This window comes from Streptomyces sp. NPDC026417 (assembly GCF_055567695.1).
This window is the reverse complement of record NZ_JBVHPY010000003.1, coordinates 271,466-290,160: the sequence shown is the minus strand read 5'-3', so window position 1 is coordinate 290,160 and position 18,695 is coordinate 271,466. Positions and strand designations below refer to the sequence as shown.

21 protein-coding genes are annotated in these 18,695 nt (G+C 71.9%); 15 read left to right on the top strand and 6 right to left on the bottom strand.

What is annotated here, in order from left to right:
• Nucleotides 1–6: 6 nt before the first annotated feature.
• Nucleotides 7–1,170, bottom strand: coding sequence for a winged helix DNA-binding domain-containing protein (locus ACZ4NT_RS06505; RefSeq protein ID WP_121408025.1), 1,164 nt, complete (start codon nucleotides 1,168–1,170; stop codon nucleotides 7–9).
• Nucleotides 1,171–1,412: 242 nt separating this feature from the next.
• Here ACZ4NT_RS06505 and ACZ4NT_RS06500 point away from each other — a divergent pair, with 242 nt between their 5' ends.
• The gene (locus ACZ4NT_RS06500) at nucleotides 1,413–1,808 is read left to right on the top strand and encodes a GNAT family N-acetyltransferase (protein WP_467723882.1); all 396 of its coding nucleotides are present in this window, start codon (nucleotides 1,413–1,415) and stop codon (nucleotides 1,806–1,808) included.
• 339 nt (nucleotides 1,809–2,147) lie between these two features.
• Here ACZ4NT_RS06500 and ACZ4NT_RS06495 read toward each other — a convergent pair whose 3' ends face one another.
• Complete coding sequence (locus ACZ4NT_RS06495) at nucleotides 2,148–2,585, bottom strand: helix-turn-helix domain-containing protein (RefSeq protein WP_467723880.1); 438 nt, start codon at nucleotides 2,583–2,585, stop codon at nucleotides 2,148–2,150.
• Nucleotides 2,586–2,870: 285 nt separating this feature from the next.
• Between ACZ4NT_RS06495 and ACZ4NT_RS06490 the strand changes: the two genes are divergently transcribed.
• From ACZ4NT_RS06490 to ACZ4NT_RS06475, 4 genes are all read left to right on the top strand, one after another.
• Nucleotides 2,871–3,248, top strand: a complete 378-nt coding sequence (locus ACZ4NT_RS06490) for an SRPBCC family protein (protein WP_467724163.1) — start codon at nucleotides 2,871–2,873, stop codon at nucleotides 3,246–3,248.
• A gap of 440 nt (nucleotides 3,249–3,688) precedes the next feature.
• A complete protein-coding gene (locus ACZ4NT_RS06485; RefSeq protein ID WP_121408027.1) occupies nucleotides 3,689–3,931 on the top strand; it encodes a DUF6411 family protein in 243 nt (80 codons plus the stop codon).
• Between the two features lie 94 nt (nucleotides 3,932–4,025).
• Complete coding sequence (gene ppk2 / locus ACZ4NT_RS06480; RefSeq protein WP_121408028.1) at nucleotides 4,026–5,027, top strand: polyphosphate kinase 2; 1,002 nt, start codon at nucleotides 4,026–4,028, stop codon at nucleotides 5,025–5,027.
• A 387-nt stretch (nucleotides 5,028–5,414) separates the two neighbouring features.
• Nucleotides 5,415–6,266: a restriction endonuclease gene (locus ACZ4NT_RS06475; protein WP_467723877.1), complete on the top strand. Its 852-nt coding sequence runs from the start codon at nucleotides 5,415–5,417 to the stop codon at nucleotides 6,264–6,266.
• A 135-nt stretch (nucleotides 6,267–6,401) separates the two neighbouring features.
• Here ACZ4NT_RS06475 and ACZ4NT_RS06470 read toward each other — a convergent pair whose 3' ends face one another.
• Nucleotides 6,402–7,190: a DUF4097 family beta strand repeat-containing protein gene (locus ACZ4NT_RS06470; RefSeq protein WP_467723875.1), complete on the bottom strand. Its 789-nt coding sequence runs from the start codon at nucleotides 7,188–7,190 to the stop codon at nucleotides 6,402–6,404.
• A gap of 388 nt (nucleotides 7,191–7,578) precedes the next feature.
• Here ACZ4NT_RS06470 and ACZ4NT_RS06465 point away from each other — a divergent pair, with 388 nt between their 5' ends.
• Complete coding sequence (locus ACZ4NT_RS06465) at nucleotides 7,579–8,622, top strand: ScbA/BarX family gamma-butyrolactone biosynthesis protein (RefSeq protein ID WP_467723873.1); 1,044 nt, start codon at nucleotides 7,579–7,581, stop codon at nucleotides 8,620–8,622.
• Between the two features lie 759 nt (nucleotides 8,623–9,381).
• Here ACZ4NT_RS06465 and ACZ4NT_RS06460 read toward each other — a convergent pair.
• Nucleotides 9,382–9,780 carry a dihydrofolate reductase family protein gene (locus tag ACZ4NT_RS06460; protein WP_467723871.1) on the bottom strand — a complete coding sequence of 133 codons (399 nt, stop codon included), beginning with the start codon at nucleotides 9,778–9,780 and terminating at the stop codon, nucleotides 9,382–9,384.
• Between ACZ4NT_RS06460 and ACZ4NT_RS06455 the strand changes: the two genes are divergently transcribed.
• Nucleotides 9,780–10,271, top strand: a complete 492-nt coding sequence (locus tag ACZ4NT_RS06455; protein WP_121408030.1) for a TIGR00725 family protein — start codon at nucleotides 9,780–9,782, stop codon at nucleotides 10,269–10,271. The genes ACZ4NT_RS06460 and ACZ4NT_RS06455 overlap by 1 nt on opposite strands.
• A gap of 436 nt (nucleotides 10,272–10,707) precedes the next feature.
• Nucleotides 10,708–10,977, top strand: coding sequence for a hypothetical protein (locus tag ACZ4NT_RS06450; protein WP_467723868.1), 270 nt, complete (start codon nucleotides 10,708–10,710; stop codon nucleotides 10,975–10,977).
• A gap of 112 nt (nucleotides 10,978–11,089) precedes the next feature.
• Here the strand turns inward: ACZ4NT_RS06450 and ACZ4NT_RS06445 are convergent, their stop codons facing one another.
• Nucleotides 11,090–11,257: a hypothetical protein gene (locus ACZ4NT_RS06445; RefSeq protein ID WP_183117159.1), complete on the bottom strand. Its 168-nt coding sequence runs from the start codon at nucleotides 11,255–11,257 to the stop codon at nucleotides 11,090–11,092.
• 701 nt (nucleotides 11,258–11,958) lie between these two features.
• On the opposite strand from ACZ4NT_RS06445, the gene sthA reads away from it, so the two are divergent.
• The 4 genes from sthA (at nucleotide 11,959) to ACZ4NT_RS06425 (ending at nucleotide 15,094) form a co-directional block, all read left to right on the top strand.
• Nucleotides 11,959–13,362, top strand: coding sequence for a Si-specific NAD(P)(+) transhydrogenase (sthA, locus tag ACZ4NT_RS06440; RefSeq protein ID WP_121408032.1), 1,404 nt, complete (start codon nucleotides 11,959–11,961; stop codon nucleotides 13,360–13,362).
• 116 nt (nucleotides 13,363–13,478) lie between these two features.
• Nucleotides 13,479–14,099 carry an L-threonylcarbamoyladenylate synthase gene (locus ACZ4NT_RS06435; RefSeq protein WP_121408033.1) on the top strand — a complete coding sequence of 207 codons (621 nt, stop codon included), beginning with the start codon at nucleotides 13,479–13,481 and terminating at the stop codon, nucleotides 14,097–14,099.
• Between the two features lie 150 nt (nucleotides 14,100–14,249).
• Nucleotides 14,250–14,624, top strand: coding sequence for a DoxX family protein (locus ACZ4NT_RS06430; protein WP_121408034.1), 375 nt, complete (start codon nucleotides 14,250–14,252; stop codon nucleotides 14,622–14,624).
• 2 nt (nucleotides 14,625–14,626) lie between these two features.
• On the top strand, nucleotides 14,627–15,094 hold the full coding sequence (locus tag ACZ4NT_RS06425; protein WP_121408035.1) for a peroxiredoxin: 468 nt from the start codon (nucleotides 14,627–14,629) through the stop codon (nucleotides 15,092–15,094).
• A gap of 105 nt (nucleotides 15,095–15,199) precedes the next feature.
• On the opposite strand, the gene ACZ4NT_RS06420 is transcribed toward ACZ4NT_RS06425, so the two are convergent.
• Entirely contained in the window at nucleotides 15,200–15,433 is a 234-nt protein-coding gene (locus ACZ4NT_RS06420; protein ID WP_121408036.1) for a chaplin, read from the bottom strand.
• A gap of 312 nt (nucleotides 15,434–15,745) precedes the next feature.
• On the opposite strand from ACZ4NT_RS06420, the gene ACZ4NT_RS06415 reads away from it, so the two are divergent.
• From ACZ4NT_RS06415 to ACZ4NT_RS06405, 3 genes are all read left to right on the top strand, one after another.
• Nucleotides 15,746–15,943 carry a hypothetical protein gene (locus ACZ4NT_RS06415; RefSeq protein ID WP_121408037.1) on the top strand — a complete coding sequence of 66 codons (198 nt, stop codon included), beginning with the start codon at nucleotides 15,746–15,748 and terminating at the stop codon, nucleotides 15,941–15,943.
• A gap of 697 nt (nucleotides 15,944–16,640) precedes the next feature.
• A complete protein-coding gene (locus ACZ4NT_RS06410; protein WP_467723864.1) occupies nucleotides 16,641–17,795 on the top strand; it encodes a S1 family peptidase in 1,155 nt (384 codons plus the stop codon).
• Between the two features lie 134 nt (nucleotides 17,796–17,929).
• On the top strand, nucleotides 17,930–18,688 hold the full coding sequence (locus ACZ4NT_RS06405; protein WP_121408039.1) for a ZIP family zinc transporter: 759 nt from the start codon (nucleotides 17,930–17,932) through the stop codon (nucleotides 18,686–18,688).
• Nucleotides 18,689–18,695 lie beyond the last annotated feature (7 nt).

The window sequence follows — 18,695 nt, the reverse complement described above, 5'->3', positions numbered from 1 at the left end:
ACCATCTCACGCGTCTTGAACGGCAGTTGGGAGCAGTCGCGTCTCCGCCGCCGGCAGCCCCTTGGCCCACCAGTGGTCGAAGCGCCGGTAGGCCTTCGGGTCGCGGACGGCGAGGAACGCGGTGAGCGACGCGGCCTCTTCCGCGAGGCCCGCCCAGGCGTGGACCGGCAGGTGGTGGAAGGCGGTGGCCTCGATGCCGCCGTCCACGGTGCGCCACACACCGCAGACCTGGCCGTCGACCAGCAGTGTGGGCAGCACGTCGCCGTTCACCCGGGTCACGTGCTTGCGGTACGGGGTCGGGATGAGGCGGCTGCGGTCCGCGTAGGCCAGCAGCACGCTGTCCCACATCGCCATCAGCCGGGGTGGCGCCGGTGTGTCCTCGTCCGGCCTGGGCGCACCGGGGATGTCGTACAGCACGGTGCCGTCGGGGCCCTCCAGGACGTCGAGTTCGTCGCCGAGCGACTGCACCGCCGCTCGGACCCGGGAGCGCTGGACCAGCGCGAACTGCGCCATGTCCGGCACGGACGCCGGTCCGAAGCCCTCCAGATAGCGGCGGACGAGCATGCGCAGACCGTTCGCCGCGGCGTCGGGATCCGCCAGTACGGGGAGCCGGCCGGTCGCCGCGACGTACGACGGCCGGGTGCCGAACGACCAGGGTCCGCCCGTCGGCGCGTGCCACAGGGGTACGTACTGCCGCAGCATGCGCTGGGCCGCGGACTCCATCGGCGCGCCCAGGCGTTCCGTGAGCCGGCCGCCCAACTCGGCTACGGTCCGCGGCCGGTCGGCGTACTCCAGCAGGTCCTCGACGAGTACCCCGGCGTCGGCGGCGGTCAGTCCGGACGCGGTGAACCGGGGGTCACCGAGCCTGGCCCCGCGCAGGCTCGGCTCCATCGCCTCACGGAAGGCCACGTAGTCGTCGACGTGGACCGCGTGCAGGGTGAGCCGCATGAGCGTCGACTTGACGGTCCGGTGGCCGGCGAAGGCCGCGTCCAGGGCGGCGGGGTCGAAGTCGCTCAACCGGTTCCAGAGCGCGACGTACGGCGAGGCGGGCTGTTGCGCCTGCAGCGCGACCACACCGCGCACCGCGTCCTCGACGCCGAGGGCTTCACGCCGCAGCAGCAGTTGGCGGGCAAGGCTGGCACGGTTGAGCGCCCGGGCGGTCATCTTCATGGGGGAATTCTCGCCGATCACGGCCCGGCGCGGCCTGCGGTCCGGCGAGAGGGTGCCAAGCGTGAACGCGGCCGAGGGGGCCGCCGGGTGGGCGATCCTGTCGGATCCGTCCTCCTGTCCCGCAACCGGCGTGGATCATGGGACGGCAAGCACTCCGCGATTCGAACCCGCGGCCGGAGCCGGCGACACCCCCTGAGACGGACGTCCGGTCGACGGACCAACCGCCCGAGGAGAACCCCGACGTGTCGGACCACCGGGTCAAGCTGGAACTCGACGTCCGCACCTTCGACGCCGCACGCTTCGAGACGTACGCGGAGCGCTGCCGAGGCGCCGGGATCCGGTTGGCGACATGGGCGGGCCTGGGCGACACCGCGTCTCATCGGCGTGCGCTCTACGAACTCGACAAGGAGTGCTCGGCCGACATCCCGGGCCGCGGTGGGTTCCACACCTTCGAGGCATACATGGAGTGCCGGATCGAGGTCCCCTCATTCGACCCGCACGGGGTCGTGCTCGCCCTCGACGGCGACACCTGGTGCGGACCCGCGGCGACCTCGGACCGGCGCGCCGCCGGCTTCGTCTTCAACGAGAAGACCGGCGTCCGGGCGCCCTGCCGCGGCCGGGCCTGTCAGTGGCGATGAAGACGTACGGCATCGGGTTCGCCCGGCACTGCGGCGTCCACAAGATCCGCACGGTCCACCATCCGGAGAACACGAGGGCCATCGGGATGAACCGGCTCCCGGGGTACATAGATGCGGAGTGGGACTGACCCGAGCCCGACAGCGATCACGGTGGTGCGGCCTGGGCGGCTCGCTCGGGTCGGTCGGGGCGCTCGGGGCGCTCGGGGCGGTCCGCGGACTGTCGCGGCCCCGCTCGTCGGTCCGCTGCGGGTGCCGGCCGGCGGTTCGCGCGCCCCTCGCCCAGGTGTCCGCCCCGCCGTCCACGGGGCGGCCCTTCCCTTCTCGTGAGGACGGGGTCTGCTATTTCGCGGAGACCTTCACGTCGTCCGACGGGACGTCGGTCGCGTACGCGATGGTGAGGCCCGGGACCTCCTGGGCGACCCGGGCGACGACCGCGCGGTGCCAGGCGGCCGGGTAGCCGGACTCCGGGTGCGCGGCGCGGTATTCGAGGTCGTCCCGGTAGGCGACGATGCCCGGCTCGGGGAGGTCGGCGAGGCCGGCCACCGCCTTGGCCACGAACTCTCCGGTGAGACGCTCCAGATCCCCGAGGGCCGCCCGGACGGCTCCGGGAATGTGCTCGCCGCCCTGCTCCCACGCCTCGACCGTGCTCGGCGAGACCCCGACGTGCTCGGCCAGCCACTCCTCGGTCAGGCCCAGGAACTCGCGCGCGACCTTGAACTCCGCCGGAGTCATCGACCTGCCCCCGGGCACGCCGTCGAGGTTGCGGTTCTGGCTCATGATGTCCCTTCGGATGGTGAAAAGGCTCCGGTGCATGACCGGATACCCGGAGACCCGGGCGGCAGCCCGGCAGCCGGCCGGCTCACCATGTTCGGGCCGCCGATGGCTGCGGGGGCGCCTCGACGGGTCCACCGGCCAGCTTAGGCCAGAGCGCACCGGAGCCGTCCGCCTGCGAGGCTGGCCCCGGCGGCACCGCGCGGCCGGTCACCGGCCCGACAGCGTCGTAACCCCCTCTCGCCGCCGCTCCCCCGCCTTCCCGATCGGAGTACGCATCCCGTGGCCACGATGACGCTGCACGCCGAGGGCCCCCTCCCCGTGGACGAGGTGTGGCTGCGCTACGTCACCCCGCAGCGCTGGCCCTCGTGGTCGCCGCAGATCCGGGCCGTGCGCGTGGTCACCGGCCGCATCGCCCCGGGTCTGCGGGGCCAGGTCGTGTCGTGGGCCGGGGTCACCGCCTCCTTCGTCATCGAGTCGGTCGACGAGGACCGACGGGAGTGGACGTGGCGGGTGCGTCTCGGGCCGCTGCGGCTGCGCCTGCGCCACAGCGTCCGGCCGCGAGGGGACGGCACGGTGACGCGGCTCCGCATGGAGGGCCCGGCTGTCGCCCTCGCCCTGTACGCGGGCCCGGCGCGACTGGCCCTGCACCGACTCGTACGCCGGTAAGCGCGCCCGCGGCACTCCGGCGCGGAGCGGCCTGCGGACGCCCGGCCCGCTCCCCGTGCCGGGTGACGCGGGGCACCGGGAGCGTGCCGGGCCTCCGGCCGGGCCGGGCGGCACCTCACCGCGGTCCTGACGGGGCGCCGAGCCGCCGGCAGCGGGGGACGCCGGTCGCGCTGCGGCCGCTGAGATCCGGAGAGCCGGAAAGGGGGTCGCGGCCGTGGCGGATCCGCGGGCGCGTCGGCGTGGAGCGGGCCACCGCGCCGGCGTCCGCGCCGGGGCGGGGTGGGTGCCGTCACGTCGGTGACGTGCATGAGCGGCCTGGCCGGGGGCACGCGGAAGACCCCAGGGGGGCAGCCACCGCTTCCTCGCTCCGCCGTCCCGAGCGACACCCGGAGCGAGTACGGCGCGGGCGGCCCCCACCGTTCAAAGAACCGAGGTGTGTCATGGTCGTTCTCGCCATCGTCGCCGTGTGCGTCGTCCTGCTGGTCCTCGCCTTCCTCGTGCCGCGGCTCTCGCACGGCCCCCAGCGAGGCACGCAACGCACGCTCGGGGCCGGTTCGCAGGCCGCGGGCAAGGCTCCGGGCCGGCTCGGCCACTGGCTCAGCAAGCCGTTCCACACCAGCTCCAAGGCCGTCGGCCGCAGTGGGGCCACGGGGCGCCGGGCGCGCGGCCGCATGCCATTCTGACTGGTAGGCGGTCCTTCCCGCCGAGGACCTGGTTCCCGCACCGGGTCCCGGCTCGTACAGCCACCCATGTCGCGATCAGAGGGGAACCGAGTCCGTGACCGATCCGGTGAGGCCGGAGGCAGAAGCCGTGAACCGCGCGGACACGTCCGCAGAGGCAGAGCTGCTCGCCGGCCTCCAGGTCGACGAGGCGCGGCCCGAGCAACCCGTCCTCCTGGACGGCGACGGCAAGCCGCTGGACACCTGGCGCGAGAACTACCCCTACGAGACGAAACTGGGGCGCAAGTCCTACGAGCGGCAGAAACGCATCCTGCAGATCGAGCTGCTCAAGCTGCAGAAATGGGTGCGGGACACCGGCCAACGGGTCGTCGTGGTGTGCGAAGGCCGCGACGCCGCCGGCAAGGGCGGCACCATCAAGCGGTTCACCGAACGCCTCAATCCGCGCGGGGCCCGCGTGGTGGCGCTGGACAAGCCCACGGAGAAGGAGTCGGGGCAGTGGTACTTCCAGCGCTACATCCCGCATCTGCCCGCGCCCGGGGAGATCGTCTTCTTCGACCGGTCCTGGTACAACAGGGCCGGTGTGGAGCGGGTCATGGGCTTCTGCACCCCGGACGAGTACCGGCATTTCTACGCCCAGGCCCCCGTCTTCGAGAAGATGCTCACGGACGACGGGATCGTGCTGGTCAAGTTCTGGTTCTCGGTCTCCCGCGGTGAGCAGCGCACACGCTTCGCGATCCGCCAGGTGGACCCCGTGAGGCAGTGGAAGCTGTCACCCACCGACCTGGCGTCTCTGGACCTGTGGGACGCCTACACCGAGGCGAAGGTCGACATGTTCCGGGCGACGGACACGCCGTACGCACCCTGGACCGTGGTGAAGACCAACGACAAGCGCCGAGGCCGGCTGGAAGCCATCCGGCACCTCCTGCTGCGCTGTGACTACGACGCCAAGGACGAGAAGGCGATCGGCTCCGCCGACCCCCTCATCATCGGTGCCGCCGACACCCTGCTGGAGCGCGGCGAGGAACCCACCGACCTCTCCCCCACCCCGCTGTCCCCGCACAGCGACGGACCCGGTCAGCACCCCGAAGGGACGAACTGACCCGCGACCGCGCACGGCGGCCAGGACGCGGGGCAGAGGCCGACGCGTCAGCCGGCCGACAGGCCGGGGACCCACGCGTTGCAGGCCACCCGGTCGGGGGCCAACAGGTCTGCAGGCCAACAGGCCAGGGACCGGCGGGCCACCAGGCCGACAGATCGGGCGGGGCCGGGAGACTTCCCGGCCCCGCCGATTTCCGTCCACCGCGTCGACGGTGGCGGCACACCGTTCACCCCCTTCCCGTCGGCTCCCCGCCGACCGGGCGACAGCACCTGACCTCTCGTCAATTCCCTTTCACGGACAGCGATGCGGCCGACCCGCTGAACTCGTCGATCATGGGCACACGGCAGAAGTGATCTTCGAACTGTCCGTGAGAGGGGAATGACCAGCATGGCCACACCGGTGCGCCGCATACGGCCGACGAACCGCAGGCGAGGCTTCGATCTGCGGTCCACGGCGCTGCTCTTCGGGCTGATCGCCGTCGTCATCGGCATCCTGGGCTTCGCCGCCCGGGTCGCGATGGGCGTCCTCGAACAGCGCCCGGTGCTGGCCGTGGTGCTCTGCCTGGTCTGCTTCCCGGCCGCGGTGGCCCTGCGCAACGGGCGACGCCGCTTCTCCGCCAGGAGCGCCGCACGCCGGGCCCTCTCCGCACTGGAAGAGGGCACCTCCACCGCCCTGCACACCCTGGAGACCGCGCCCTTGGGCCCCCCGGTTCCGGCCGGTGCCCCGGCTCCCGTGGAGGAGTACCTCCCTGCCGGGGCCCCCGAACCGACGCTCCCCCTCGGCTCCGACACCATCGCCCTCACCGACCCCCTCCCGGAGCCCGCGGCCGCGACCGTCTACTACGACGCTCTCGACGCCGACGAGTTCGAGCAGGCGATCGCCGCCCTGTGCGAGCGCGACGGCTGTTCCGACGTCGAAGTCGTGGGCGGCGCGGGGGATTTGGGTGCCGACGTGGTGGCCACCGCGCCGGACGGGCGACGGGTCGTCATCCAGTGCAAGCGCTACTGCGACAGCAACAGGGTCGGCTCGCAGGACACGCAGCGCTTCGGCGGCACGTGCTACACCGTGCACGCAGCGGATGTAGCCGCAGTGGTGACGACCAGCGAATTCACGGCGCCCGCCATCGAGTACGCCGAGCAGTGCGGCATTCTGTGCGTCGATCGCGAGGCCCTGCTGGCGTGGAGCGACGGCACGGGACCGGAGCCCTGGGCTCTCCCCACCGACGAGCCGGCCCTCTGACGGCCGACGCCGTCCACGCTCCATGCCTCCCAGGACACCCCGGATACCGCTCGACGGAGACGCGGTCCGGGGTGCTTGCCGCAGCATATGGATCCGGCAGGTCACGGCGAGCCGCGACGCCGTCCGCGGTCTCGCCTAGTCGCGGGCGGCCGTCACGTCACCGTTGACCGTCGTGAGCGTCATCCGGCGGTCGTCCGCCGCGCCTCCGGTGGGGACCGTGACCGAGGGGCGGCCGTTGTCGGTGGTCGCCGTGACGCGGTAGGCGGGGGCGTCGTGCGGCACCGTGACCCGGACCGAACCGTTCTTGGTGGCGGCCGTGGCACGGGAGGGGGCGGTGCGGCAGCCGAGCACGACGTCGCCGTTCACCGTGTCCGCGTGCAGCCGCCCGGCGCGTACGGCCTGCGCACGTATCGAGCCGTTGCGGGTCGACAGCCGTACCGCCGCACCCGGTTCGCCGGATCGGGTCACGGTCACATCGCCATTGACCGTCGTCAGGTCCAGCCCCCCGGCGATCCCCGCCACGTCGATGCCGGCGTTGCGGGCGGTGACGCTGACCGACGTGTCCTCCGGTACGTCGATCTCCGGCATGCGCGGGCACTCCCGGCGGTCGTGGGCGCCGGTGTCGGCATCGGCATCGGCATCGGCCGAGCACGTCAGGTCCAGCACCCAGGTGTCACCCCGGTGCGACCAGTCGCCGCGGATCCTGCGGTCGACGCCGACGGTGTCGCCGTCGGCGGGGCGCAGGCGCACGCCGTTCTCGGTGGTGATCACCAGGTTCGCCCCACGGGCCATGGCGGTCCGCACCTCACCCGCCGGTGAGGCACCGTTCCGCTCGCTCCCCTGGCCGCACGCGGCGAGGAGAGGCAGGAGCGCGCACAGCGCGGCAACACGCCGTGTGGTGTGCGTCGTTGTCGTTGGGTCCATGCCCGACCGGATTCCCCGCACCGGGCCGCCCATGGCACCGGCGGGCCCGACGAGCGGGCCGCGGACGCTCCCTCGACGGCGGCCGTACGGCAGGAGACACACAGGCGACCGCATCGTGACCGCGAGAACAAAACCGCGCGTCTGGTTTTTACAAGAGAGCAGGCTGGACCATGTCCCGGCCACACCGTCCCTGCTTGCGGGGAGCCCGCCGCGCCCATAGCGGAAGGCAGGACGCCACTTAAACCGGTGGCCGCCCGTCCGATTCTCGCCCCGCCCGATTCCGCGAAATGCCTTGAAAATAAAACCGGTGGGTCCGTATCTTATCGATCCTGCACCTCAGCACCGTCCCCATCCACTCCTGCGTAGACGCGGAAAGAGGCGGCACGAGATGACACTTCTGACCCTTGAAACGGCACACCAGACCACCGCGCCCGGCGGGCCCTCCATACCGGCGCAGGCGACGGGACCCCTGCCGATCATCCCCTCCGGACGGACGGAACCGCTGGGGTCGAGCGGGCTCACCACCACCGTCCCCCGTGAGTACGTCCACCGGGCGAGCCACGCCGAGGTCTTCCTGACCGACTGCCGCAAGCACGACGACACCAACTACACCCTGTCCGGCCAATGGCCCCGGGCCCATACGTTCTTCACCACCGCCGACGGCGCCCACCACGACTCACTCCAAGCCGCAGAAACCATTCGCCAGACCGGTCTCTACCTCGCCCACGCCGAACTCGGCGTCCCCCTCGGGCACCACTTCCTCCTGCACGACCTCACGGTCACCACGCACCCGGAGCAGATGGCCATCGGCTCGCTCCCGACCGACCTCACCCTGCGCGCCAGATGCACCGACGTGGTCCGCAAGGGCAAACGCCTGGCGGAGTTCCGTATGCACATCACCGTCGTGGGCGACGACGACCGTCCCTACGCCGCCGGTGGTGGGCGGTTCACCTGCCTCACCCCCGCCACCTATCACAGACTCCGCGGCAGCGGCAGCGGCGCCCTGGACGTCCCCTCTCTCCCGGCTGACCCCTTCAGCCGCCCCCACGCCGATCCGCTGGCCCTGCCCGCCTCGGTCGGCAAGATCAACCCCTTCGACGTCGTCCTCTCCCCCACCGGGCAGGCGCATCGCTGGCTCCTCAACCCCGACCCCCGTCACCCGATCCTCTTCGACCACGGCGGCGACCACTACCCCGGCATGGTCCTCATCGAGGCCGCACGGCAGGCCGGCCACGCCCACCAGATCCCCGCCAACCCGCGGACGACCACGCTCGTCACCCGGTTCCACCACTACGCCGAACTCCGCGCGCCCCTCATGATCGAGACCGAGCTCCAGACCGGCACCGCGGACGACCCGACCGTGGACGTCACGGGACGGCAGAACGACCGCACCGTCTTCACCACCCGGATCGTCACCCGCACGACGCAGTAACCGGGGCCGCCGCCCCCTCCGTTCGGCGCCTGCCCTCCCGCGGTGCCGGATGAGAAGCGGCCAACTCCCCACGCGAGCGCCCGGCTGGTGCCCGACGGCACCGCTCCGGCCCCCCGCCGCTCGGCTGCGCCACCGCCAGAGTCCTCACCAGGACCACGAGCGGGCCGGCAACCCCCGCCGTCCTCACCGACGGTCTGTGCCCCTGCCGCTCTCGGCGACGCCCACACGCCGCCGATTCGAGAAGCAGACGTGCACGGCCCTCCCCCACACGGACGCGTCGGCCTTCATCTTCACGACCGGACGTCGCAGGATCGCTCACGCACAGCGGCTGACCCGCATGCGAGCCCTGACCCTGAGCCCCCGGCTGCGACTCCGACCGCCACAGCGCCACCGTCCGGCCCGCAGCGGCGCCTTCCCGCCTCGCCCCACCGAGGCCTCGGCGGAATGAGCGGCACCGGTCCGTCGAGTCCCACGGCATCCACGGACATCAGGGCGGCGTGTCCCGACCTCGTGTCGGGGCACGCCGCCCTCGCCTCCCTCCGCGAGGACGACCCCGGCCCGTTGCCCTCGCCGTGCGGAGAGCTCGGCGGGCGCCCGGCGCGGCCGCCTCGTTCTCGCGCTGCCGCTCGGCCGTCATCCGGTCCGCGGCGGCGCGCACCACGAGCGGGAAGGTCCGGTCCTTGCTCACCGCTCTCCGGCACCGCGCGGAGCCTCCCGGTTCAACGGATCCGGTCGAAGACCAGCGCCAAGGTGCCGTGCTCACCCGCCGGCCGGCCTCCACTGCCCTTCGGGCAGCCCGTCGTCGAAGAGGCGCGGACCGTCGCCCGGGAAGACCGGGAAGACCGTGAGGGCGAGCCTGTCGACCTGGTCGGCCGCCGGCAGCGCCTTGATGACGCTCGCACTGAAGAGCACCAGGATGTCGCCACTTCCACTCGCCTTGGGCTCCGCGACCACCTCCACGGCCGGCTTGTCGACGACCGTCGTGCGCCCCCACGGCGCCTCGCCGAGCATGGAGGACAGGACCACCTTCTCCGTGTCGACGAGCCCGTGCTTCGCGCTCCATGCGGCGAGCGGGTAGGCATGAGCCGGGGAAGTGACCCGCCCCGCCGCATGCCCGCCGTCCTGTTCGACCGGATCCGCTCCTGGAGGCCTTGGCAATGGACGCGACCGACCGAAAACCCCCCTACATCGCCGTGGCCGGGCCCGGCGAGTCAGGCCCCCAGGAGACGGCACTTGCCCGGGAAGTCGGCACCGTGCTGGGACGGCGGGGCGCGGTCGTACTCTGCGGCGGCCTGGGCGGAGTCATGGAAGCCTGCGCCGAGGGTGCCGCGGCAGTGGGCGGAACCGTCGTGGGGTTGCTGCCCGGCCTCGATCGCGCCGTCGGCAACAGGCACCTGACCGTCGCCGTGGCCACCGGGCTCGGCGAGCTGCGCAACGGCGTCCTGGTCAACGCCTGCGACGGCCTCATCGCCGTCGGAGGCGGCTGGGGCACCCTCAGCGAGGTCGCCCTCGCGCTCCGGGCGGGCAAACGCGTCGCCGTTCTCGCGGGCCGGCACCTCTCGGGGCAAACGTCAGCCCCTTCGCCATCACCCTTGCCGACCGAGGCCTCCACGCCGGCCGAAGCGGTCCGGATCGCCCTGGGTCGGTGATCCCGGCACCGAGTGAGGCCGGACCGTACGCCCGACTCCCGTTCGGACCGGCCGACCATCACACTCAGGCGTCGTCGGCACCCCTGTCGAGCGGGCGCGATCGATTCCGGGGACGACGAGCCCGATCAGACGCCGCCATCAACGGGCTGCCGCTGATCCCAACTGGACAGAGGCGCCACTTTCGCGTCAGGTGCAGACCCGCAATTCAGTCCCCTTTGAGATGAAGTGCCCGATGTGCTGACCGATTTGATCCCTGAAGTCCGTGTCTGCGTGGTGACCGTGCCGCATAGGCGCACTTGCACTCGTCCTGCGCCCCCGTATCGCTCCCTGCACACTTACGTCGATCGGCGGGCGCAGTCCGAGGCCACGGACGGGCCACGGCTTGAGGAGGATGCACGTGAGGAGCCTCACCGGTGGACGGCGCGAGCGTGCACCCTTGGCCGGAGCGGCACCCGCTGTGCTCTCCGCAGCCGTGCGGTGGGCGGGCAGGCTCCTGTGCTGGACGCTGGCCCTGGCGATGGCCGCCGCGGCAATCGAAGCGCTTGTGCGACCGACGGCCGGTTGGTGGGGGTTCGCCTGGCGGGCGCCGTGGTGTCTCACGCCGGCCTGGGCCCTCGCCTGGGCGGTCCTGCGCATGGTGGAGAAGTCGGCGGCCGGACGGGGAGCCGGGGAGGAAGGGCCGAAGGAGTTCGGCGAGGCCGCCTGACGCCGCTCGATCGGCGGTGGCGCAGGCGGACCAAGGGCCCGGTGAGGTCGTCGACCGGCCCTGCGGACGGCTCGGGCGTGCGGATCGCGCACTGCCTGCCGCCGACGCGGACTCAGGCGCCGGGCAGCTGCCCGCCCGGCTCGAGAACGCCGAAGTCCAGCACGTTCTCAGCGGTTCGCTCGGTTTCGTGCGCGGCCTGCCGAACGCTCGCGAGGACGTCGCCCTGCTCGTCGACGAGGCGGTCGTAGATCGGCGCCGGTGCGGTGGGAAGAGCGGGCACGGGACTGCACTCCTGAGGGTCGGCTGCATGACAGGGCCGACCGCCGAGCTGGGGCCGACCAATCGAGGACCCTACGCCAACATGATCGATCATGGGCACCCGGGGAGCGCCCCACCACGGGAGATGTGTGACACACGGGCGCCGGCCGCATCCGCCATGGTCCACCCGGTCCGCATCGTGCTCGGTCACACGGGTCGGGCCCGGGGCCGCCACCGCGCGCGGGCTCGCGGCCGGACGCCGTCGCCCTGCACCATGGTCCGCCCGCTCCGGACACCGCGCCGCCGCACCCGCGGGCACTGCCCGGGCCGTACCGGACGCACCCCGCGCTGCCGCACACGCACGTCACACGCAGGGGCCCACCAGCCCACTCGCATCGCCCACCAGCTCCACGCGCGTACGCCTTCACGCTGCCGTACGCGTGTGGCCCACCCCGTCCGCGTCGGCACGCGCCCAATCCAGCGGCCGCACGTTGTACGCGCCCGCGTGACCCACAAGCCGCACGACGTACGCGCTCGCGCGGGCCCACCCGTTCCACACCGTACGCGCTCGCGCCGCCCGGCGACGGAGAGCGCTCCGCGTCGCCCGCCGGTCCCCGCGGCGACCCCGAACCGGCAGCAGGGCGGCCCCGGTTCGGCACCTTCCGGTGATGGTCGGTCGTCCGCTCTTCCGGGACGGGTCGTCCGCCTGTCAGACTCCGGAGGGTGCCCGACTTCGACATGCTTGTCATCGGATCCGGCCCCGGCGGCCAGAAGGCTGCCATCGCCGCAGCCAAACTCGGCCGCCGAGTCGCCGTCATCGACCGCCCCGACATGGTCGGCGGGGTCTCCATACACACCGGGACGATCCCCTCCAAAACACTGCGTGAAGCGGTGCTCTACCTCACCGGCCTCACCCAGCGCGATCTGTACGGCCAGAGCTACCGCCTCAAGGAGGACATCACCGTCTCCGACCTGACCGCGCGCACCCAGCACGTGGTCGGCCGCGAGGTCGACGTCATCCGGAGCCAGCTGTCCCGCAACCACGTCTCCCTGTTCGGCGGCACCGGGCGCTTCGTCGACGACCACACCATCGCCCTGCGCGAAGTGAACGGTCACGAGCGGCTGTTGAGCGCCGAGCACATCATCATCGCGACCGGTACGCGACCCGCCCGGCCCGCCAGCGTGGAGTTCGACGAGCGGACCATCATGGATTCCGACAACGTCCTCCACCTGGAGCGGGTGCCGCGCTCCATGGTCATCGTGGGCGCCGGGGTGATCGGCATGGAGTACGCCTCCATGTTCGCCGCCCTCGGCAGCAAGGTCACCGTGGTCGAGAAGCGGCCCGGGATGCTCGACTTCTGCGACGTGGAGGTCATCGAGTCACTGAAGTACCACCTGCGCGACCTGGCCGTCACCTTCCGCTTCGGCGAGACCGTCGCCGCGGTGGAACGGCATCCCCGCGGCACCCTCACCGTCCTGGAGAGCGGTAAGAAGATCCCTGCGGACGCCGTCATGTACTCGGCGGGACGGCAAGGGCTCACCGACGAACTCGACCTGGACAAAGCGGGGCTGTCGGCCGACCGGCGCGGCCGGATCACCGTCGACGAGCACTACCGCACCGAGGTGCCGCACATCTACGCCGTCGGTGACGTCATCGGCTTTCCCGCGCTGGCCGCGACCTCGATGGAGCAGGGCAGGACAGCCGCGTACCACGCCTGCGGCGAGCCGGTGAACCGGATGCACGACCTCCAGCCGATCGGGATCTACACGATCCCCGAGATCAGTTTCATCGGCCGCACCGAGGACCAACTCACCGAGGAATGCGTGCCGTTCGAGGTCGGTATCTCCCGCTACCGCGAACTCGCCCGCGGCCAGATCATCGGCGACTCGCACGGCATGCTCAAGCTGCTGGTCTCCCCCGACGACCGCAGGCTCCTCGGCGTGCACTGCTTCGGGACCGGGGCCACCGAGCTGATCCACATCGGCCAGTCCGTGATGGGGTGCGGCGGCACGGTCGACTACCTGGTCGACGCGGTCTTCAACTACCCGACCCTCGCCGAGTCCTACAAGGTGGCCGCTCTGGACGCGACCAACAAGATCAGGCAGATCGACCGGCTGAGGGACTGACGCCCCGAGGACGGGCCGGCCCCGGCGGACGTGCCATGGCTCCGGGGGACCGGCCGGAGCCAGGACTCGGCCCGGGGCTGCGCCGGCCGGGGCCGCCGAGAGCATAAGCTCGGCGGATGGCGAAGTACTTCGATGTGCACCCCGAGAACCCTCAACAGCGCACCATCAGCCAGGTGGCGGACAGCATCCGCTCGGGTGCGCTCGTCGTCTATCCGACCGACTCCTGCTTCGCGCTGGGATGCCAGCTGGGCAGTCGGGACGGCATCGACCGGATCCGCACGATCCGCCACCTCGACGACCGCCACCACTTCACCCTGGTCTGCCAGAACTTCGCTCAGCTCGGGCAGTTCGTCCGCGTCGACAAGGACGTCTTCCGCGCCATCAAGGCGTCCACCCCCGGCCGCTACACCTTCATCCTCCCCGCGACGAAGGAAGTGCCGCGGAAGTTGCTCCATCCGAAGAAGCACACCGTGGGCGTCCGCATCCCCGACCACGTCGTGGCGCAGGCGCTGCTCGCCGAACTCGGCGAACCGCTCCTCTCCAGCACGCTGCTGCTGCCCGACGAGGAGGAACCGCTCACCCAGGGCTGGGAGATCAAGGAGCGTCTCGATCACGTCGTGGACGCCGTGATCGACTCCGGGGACTGCGGGACCGAGCCGACGACCGTCATCGACTTCTCCGGCGGCGAGGCCGAGATCGTACGGCGGGGAGCGGGCGATCCCACACGGTTCGAGTGAGCGCCGGCCGGCCCGGGCCGGGGTGATCGTCCGCCTTCGGCGAGATCGCCCCGGTTGCACGGCAGGCCCCGGTACCGGACTGCCACCGGCCCGCCCACTCCTCCTTACTGTCCAGTAATATCGCGCGGGCAGGCCCCCCGAGGAGGAACCGTGCCGCAGTCGGAACGCTCACCCCTGTTGCTCGCCGGCCTTCTGGCCTCGGCCGGCGTCGTCCACTTCGTCGCGCCGCGGCCCTTCGACGCGACCATCCCCGGAGCGCTGCCGGGCGCGCCCCGCACATGGACGTACGCGAGCGGCGTCGTGGAACTGGCGCTGGCGGCCGGTGTGGCACTTCCCCGCACCCGGCGTGCCGCCGCGCTGGCCACCGCCGCGTTCTTCGTCGGTGTGTTCCCCGCCAACATCCAGATGGCCGTGGACTGGCGCCACCGGCCCGCCCCCCTCAAGGCCGCGGCCCTCGCCCGCCTCCCCCTCCAGGTGCCGCTCGTGCTGTGGGCGCGCGGCGTCGCCAAGAACCGGAAAGGCTAGTCATGACTGCTCGTGTGGACGTGGGCGACAAGGTCGAGGACTTCGCGCTGCCCGACGAGACGGGTACCCCCCGGCACCTGTCCGAGCTGCTCGAGGACGGCCCGGTCGTGCTCTTCTTCTACCCCGCCGCCCTCACCCCCGGCTGCACCGCCGAGGCATGCCATTTCCGGGATTTGTCCGCCGAGTTCGCCGCGGCCGGAGCACGACCGGTGGGCATAAGCGGCGACCCCGTCGACCGCCAGCAGGAATTCGCGGGCCGGCACACGCTCGGATTCCCGCTGCTCTCCGATGCCGACGGAACCGTTCGTGAGCGGTTCGGCGTCAAGCGCGGCTTCTCCATCGCCCCCACGAAACGGATCACCTACGTGATCGCGCAGGACCGCACGGTCCTGGAGGTGGTCCGCAGCGAACTGCGCATGAGCGTCCACGCGGACCGGGCCCTCGCGGCCCTGAACGCGCACCGCGGCTGACGCGCGGACCGCAGGAGAAAGGCCCGGGGCGACGCCCCGGGCCTTTCTGAACCGATGGATCGACGGGCTACGCGATCGTCACCGCGGAGCCCGGGTCACCGTCGGTCAGTCGTTCACGCACTTGTTGCCGAACGCGGGGTTCAGCAGGCCCACCACGTTGACGGAGTTGCCGCACAGGTTGACCGGGATGTGGACCGGGACCTGGATGACATTCCCCGACAGCACACCCGGGCTGCCGACCGCTGCACCGGTGGCGTCGGAGTCCGCGGCGGCGGCCCCGGCGGTGGCCAGGACGGACACGGTGGCGAGGGCTGCCGCAGTCATCAGGCGGATACGCATTACAAGCTCCCATCAGTCGCACGGTTGCGGTCTCTTCACCATCACCTCGGAAGCGGACAACCGACATTGCTGTACGGCCGAACGGGGTCCCGCCACAGCCGGGGCCCGCCCGGGACGGCAGCCGCGGAAGGCCCGCACCCCCGTAATCCGGAATGCAGCAATTGCCCGTGACGGGAACAATACGAGGTACGTCCATCGATTCACGTCGCCAGCAGGCACAGGCGCCCCCGGAGCACAGGAGCGCACCGGGAGTGCACTCACGCGGGCCAGGGGTACCCGTGAGACAGATCAGGTCGACCAGGGAGAAACACCATGTCAAAGACTCAGCCGGGTCCGTCCGACGACACGACGACCCCGGACGCCCTCCTGCACACAGGCGCCGGCGGTGAGGTGTCCGCCGAGGACCTGGTGCTCGCCGCCGGGCGGGACGTCAACCCGAAGAACCTGGCCTGGGCAGAGCGCAGGCTGGCCGAGGACGGGCCGGCGGCCATGGACAAGCTGCTGCCGTAAGGGACCCGAGGACCGAACGGCCGAGCGGCGGGCGCCGCTCGGCCGATGTGCCTGCCCTGGACCCGGGCGTCGACGCGGCCTGCCCTCCACCGCAACCCGTGTTCCGACCCCTGACCTCGCACCCCTGGCCTCGCATCTTTCTCCTCTGGCCCTCGGCTCCCACCGCCTTGGCGGCTCGCGATGCGCTTCTTCCGGCCGGCCGAAGCGGCCACGCCACGCCCGTCCGCCTGCCGTCGGACGCCTCCCGCCCACTCCTTGCGTGAGACCCAGCAAACGGCGCCCGACCGCCCCCGCTCTTTCCGCGCGCCGCCCTCCCCGTGATGACAGGCCTCCGCGCGGCACCGGCCCCGACTCGCCGCAGGTACCGCGGCACGGCCAGACGACCTCTGCGCATGACATCTCCGCCGCGCCGCTGCCCACGGAGCCCCCGCCCGCCGGCCGTCGAGGACCTCTCCTCCAGCCCGCCGCGGCCACCGCAGCCGGCCCCGCCGCTCCCCTCCCGGCCTCTGCCGGGCCGATGACTCACCCGACCCGCACCCCCGCGATCGCTCGGGGCGCATGGTGAAACGAAGTCCTGCATTGGCATGGACCTGCCCATGATCGACGGCTAATCTCGTTGACGCACGTCTCTGAGAGCGCTCTCACCCTGCCCTTCCGCTCCACTCCCCCACGTCCGGAACGACGAAAGGCAACTCCCTTGAGACGCACCACAGTTCTGCGCGCCTGCCTGTCCGCGGCCCTGCTCCTGAGCACTGTCGCGGCGGGCCTTTCCACCCAGGCCTCGGCGGCCGACACGGCTGCCACCTCCGGCAGCGAGGCTCCGGCCTCGGCCGCCCTGATCACCGCCATGCAACGGGACCTGGGCCTGTCGAAGACCGAGGCCACCGCCCGGCTCCGGGCCGAGACGGCGGCGCGAGGAGTCGACCGAGCCGCCCGGCGCGCCGCGGGTGCCTCGTACGGAGGCTCCTGGTTCGAGGCGAAGAGCGGGAAACTCACCGTGGCCGTCACCGACGAGAGCCGCGAGGACGCGGTGCGGGCCACGGGCGCCCGGGTGACCCGCGTCGAGCACAGTCAGCGACAGCTGAACAGGACCCTGGCCCGGCTCGACGCGCTCGACGCGCCGGCCGGGGTCGGCAGCTGGCACGTCGACCCCAAGAGCAACTCGGTCGTCGTCGGCGTGGTCGGCTCCGAAAAGAATGACAACGATGTCCGGACATTCTTGGACCGGGCCCGCGAGGCTGGTCCGGTGACCGTCCGCGAGACGCGGCAGTCGCCGCGGACCTTCGCCGCGGGGACGGTGGGCGGCGACCCGTACTACACGGGCAACGTCCGCTGCTCGATCGGCTTCTCCGTGTACGGAGGCTTCGTCACCGCCGGACACTGCGGGCAGGCAGGCGCCGGCGTGAGCGGCTGGGACCGCAGCTACATCGGCAACTTCCAGGGCTCCTCCTTCCCCGACAACGACTACGCCTGGGTCAACGTCGGCAGCGGCTGGTGGACCGTGCCCGTGGTCCTCGGCTGGGGAACCGTCTCCGACCAGCTCGTCCGCGGCTCGGGCGAGGCTCCCGTCGGCGCCTCCATCTGCCGGTCGGGATCGACGTCGCACTGGCACTGCGGCACCGTCCTCGCCAAGAACGAAACGGTCAACTACAGCCAGGGCGCCGTGCACCAGATGACCAAGACCAGCGTCTGCGCCGAACCCGGGGACTCCGGCGGATCCTTCATCAGCGGGGACCAGGCCCAGGGCGTCACCTCGGGCGGCTGGGGCAACTGCAGCAGCGGGGGCGAGACCTGGTACCAGCCGATCAACGAGATCCTGAACCGCTACGGGCTCACGCTCCACACCGCCTGACGGTCCCGCGCAGCCGGCCCGCGCGCATCGGCGAGCCGGGCCGGCTGCCGGGCCACATGTCCGCTCGCGGCCATCCGGACGTCCGTGAAGGCTCCACGCCATGAACCGCACCCCGCCGGGGTAGTCGCTCCCGCGTGACACAAGTGATGCAGGCGGGTCTGTGGGGTCTGGTGGCCGGGTCGGCGCTCCTGTTGGGAGCCGCGTTGGGCTACGGACTGCGGGTGCCGCCCAAGGTGATCGCCTCCGTGATGGCGTTCGGCTCCGGCGTCCTGCTCTCGGCGGTGGCGTACGAACTGATGGGCGAGGCGTACGAGCAGGCCGGTCTGGCGCCCGCCGCGATCGGGGCACTCGGCGGGGCGCTCGCCTACACGGGCGGGAACATGTGGCTCGCGCGTCGCGGCGCCCGGCACCGCAAGCGTTCGGGCAACGCCGGGCGGAAGGCGCAGCCCACCGAGGCCGAACAGGCCGGGTCGGGAACGGCCCTGGCGTTGGGTGCGCTGCTGGACGGTGTGCCGGAGTCGGCCGTCATCGGCGTCAGCCTGCTGGACGGCGGCACCGTCAGCATGGTCACGGTCGCGGCCGTGTTCATCAGCAACGTCCCCGAAGGGCTCTCCAGCTCGGCCGGCATGAAGAAGGCGGGACGCTCGAAGGGCTACGTCTTCGGGGTGTGGTCGGCGATCGCCGCCGCGAGCACGGTGGCGGCGGTGCTCGGCTACACCGTCGTGGGCGGGATGTCCTCGTCGGTCGTGGCCGGCGTGACGGCCGTGGCCGCCGGGGCCATCCTGGCCATGATCGCCGACACGATGATCCCCGAGGCCTTCGAGGAGGCGCACCTGGCCATCGGCCTCATCACCGTCGCAGGGTTCCTGGTCTCCTTCGCCCTGTCGCACTGAACCGGCC

Bases quoted from the DNA above. Each gene is read 5' to 3' on its own strand.
- ACZ4NT_RS06415 (WP_121408037.1), top strand. From the start codon at position 15,746: ATGTCAAAGACTCAGCCGGGTCCGTCCGACGACACGACGACCCCGGAC.
- ACZ4NT_RS06475 (WP_467723877.1), top strand. From the start codon at position 5,415: ATGGCCACACCGGTGCGCCGCATACGGCCGACGAACCGCAGGCGAGGC.
- ACZ4NT_RS06470 (WP_467723875.1), bottom strand. From the start codon at position 7,190: ATGGACCCAACGACAACGACGCACACCACACGGCGTGTTGCCGCGCTG.
- ACZ4NT_RS06490 (WP_467724163.1), top strand. From the start codon at position 2,871: ATGACGCTGCACGCCGAGGGCCCCCTCCCCGTGGACGAGGTGTGGCTG.
- ACZ4NT_RS06495 (WP_467723880.1), bottom strand. From the start codon at position 2,585: ATGAGCCAGAACCGCAACCTCGACGGCGTGCCCGGGGGCAGGTCGATG.
- ACZ4NT_RS06455 (WP_121408030.1), top strand. From the start codon at position 9,780: ATGGACGCGACCGACCGAAAACCCCCCTACATCGCCGTGGCCGGGCCC.
- ACZ4NT_RS06435 (WP_121408033.1), top strand. From the start codon at position 13,479: ATGGCGAAGTACTTCGATGTGCACCCCGAGAACCCTCAACAGCGCACC.
- ACZ4NT_RS06465 (WP_467723873.1), top strand. From the start codon at position 7,579: ATGACACTTCTGACCCTTGAAACGGCACACCAGACCACCGCGCCCGGC.
- ACZ4NT_RS06425 (WP_121408035.1), top strand. From the start codon at position 14,627: ATGACTGCTCGTGTGGACGTGGGCGACAAGGTCGAGGACTTCGCGCTG.
- ACZ4NT_RS06485 (WP_121408027.1), top strand. From the start codon at position 3,689: ATGGTCGTTCTCGCCATCGTCGCCGTGTGCGTCGTCCTGCTGGTCCTC.
- ACZ4NT_RS06420 (WP_121408036.1), bottom strand. From the start codon at position 15,433: ATGCGTATCCGCCTGATGACTGCGGCAGCCCTCGCCACCGTGTCCGTC.
- ACZ4NT_RS06505 (WP_121408025.1), bottom strand. From the start codon at position 1,170: ATGAAGATGACCGCCCGGGCGCTCAACCGTGCCAGCCTTGCCCGCCAA.